Annotated in this window: 2 protein-coding genes; both read left to right on the top strand. The window is 72.5% G+C overall.

What is annotated here, in order from left to right; all coding sequences use genetic code 11:
* Positions 1–84 precede the first annotated feature (84 nt).
* Positions 85–1,071 (top strand): hypothetical protein, encoded by a 987-nt coding sequence (locus tag ACQKIP_RS46495; protein ID WP_365864972.1) that lies wholly within the window; start codon positions 85–87, stop codon positions 1,069–1,071.
* Positions 1,072–1,211: 140 nt separating this feature from the next.
* Positions 1,212–1,828 (top strand): ATP-binding protein (locus ACQKIP_RS46490; protein WP_427745767.1); only part of this gene is annotated, 617 nt, incomplete at its 3' end.

Raw genomic sequence — 1,828 nt, 5'->3', positions numbered from 1 at the left:
CTTGTGAATACCCTGTGGAGGCCGTGTCGGTGGGCCCGCTTATGCTGCACCCGACGATCAGGCGGGACCAGGGGAGGGCGCGGCATGCTCGGCAAGCTGTTCGGCAGGGGCGAGGAGAGACCGGAGGCAGATCCGTACGCCCTGCCCGTCTCGCGCAGGCAGAAGAACGGGATGTACACGTTGCGGGCGCTGGGGGACGTGCGGGTGCTCGCGCTGGTGGAGGCGGCCGGTGCCGGTGACTGGGAGGCGGTCAAAGCGGCGCTGGCCCCCTTCGATCTCGGCCGCGACCACGATGTCCTGGGTGAGCTGGCCGACTTGGACGGCGTGCAGGAGTGGATCGGCCGGGCCGTCGAGGAGGACAAAGAACACCGGGCGACTGCCCTGCTGATTTCCGGCGCACGGCACATCAGCTGGGGTTGGGAGGCGCGTACCGCCGATCGTGCCGTGAACGTCTCGCAGGAGCAGTGGCGGGTGTTCCACGAGCGGCTCCGCATCGCCGAGGAGCAGCTGTTCGAGGCCGCGGAAGCGCAGCCGGACTGGGTCACGCCCTGGCGCCGCCTGCTCACCTCCGGCCGCGGCATGTCGCTGGGCCACGCCATCAACGAGACCCGCCTGCAGGCCGCCCTGCGCCGCGCCCCGCTGGACCTGGAGACGCACCTGGAATGGCTGTCGCAGATGCAGCCCCGATGGGGCGGCGAGCCGGGCCAGGCCCTGGCGTTCGCCCGCGACGCCTTCGCCCGCGCCCCGCAGGGACACCGCCTGGGCTGCGTGATCGCCATGGCGCACATCGAGGACTGGGTCGAGTCGGACGAGGGGGACTGCCTCGAAACCCCGCAGATCCGGGACGAGTTGCGGGAGGCGGCCGATCGCAGCATCCTGCACCCCGCCTACGTACGGCGCCCGGGCTGGCAGCACGACTTCAACATGTTCGCCATGGCCCTGTCGCTGGCCGAAGAGCGCCACACGATCCGGCGCGTCTTCAAGTCGCTGGACGGCGCCTACACCAGCTGGCCGTGGAGCTTCCTCGCCGGGCCCGAGAAGCGGTTCGCCCGCCACCACCGCAACGCCTGAGCGCACGCCCTTCCGCTCTGCCGGCCACCATCTGCTCGCCGCAGCGCACGCCGCTCCGCTCTGCCCGCCACCACCGCCGCGCCCGGCAGGTCGCTCGCGCTGTGCCCGCCACCTGCCGCCCTCCCCACTCCGGACTGCCGATGACTCTGCCCCACACCGCCGCGACCCCGGCCGGCGCCGATCACACCTTCCAGGTGGATCTGCGCGGCCTCGTCGACCTCCTCTCCCACCACCTCTACTCCAGCCCCCGTGTCTACCTGCGCGAACTCCTGCAGAACGCGGCGGACGCGCTGACCGCCCGGCACAGCCTCCAACCGGACGCCCCCGCCGGGGCCTTCGGCATCCGCCTGTACGCCGACGGTGCGCTGGTGCGCGTCGAGGACGACGGCGTGGGACTGACCGAGGCCGACGTCCACGCCTTCCTCGCCACGATCGGCCGCAGCAGCAAGCGCGCCGAGCAGATCGCCGAACAACGCGGCGACTTCATCGGCCAGTTCGGCATCGGCCTGCTCTCCTGTTTCCTGGTCGCCGACGAGATCCACGTCATCAGCCTATCCGCCCGCACCCCCGACGCCGCCGTCGTGGAGTGGCGGGGCCGCGGCGACGGCAGCTACACCATCCGCAACCTGCCCGCCTCCGCCCGCCCCCGGGCCGGCACCACCGTCACGCTGACGCCCCGCGCCGACGCCGGCGAATGGACCGGGCCGGCCCGGGTCCACGCGCTGGCCCGGCACTTCGGCTCCCTGCTGCGCCACCC

The organism is Streptomyces sp. NPDC059900, assembly GCF_050270335.1.
Classification (GTDB): domain Bacteria; phylum Actinomycetota; class Actinomycetes; order Streptomycetales; family Streptomycetaceae; genus Streptomyces.
This window is presented reverse-complemented; position numbering and strand designations above follow the sequence as displayed.

Bases quoted from the DNA above. Each gene is read 5' to 3' on its own strand.
- ACQKIP_RS46495 (WP_365864972.1), top strand. From the start codon at position 85: ATGCTCGGCAAGCTGTTCGGCAGGGGCGAGGAGAGACCGGAGGCAGAT.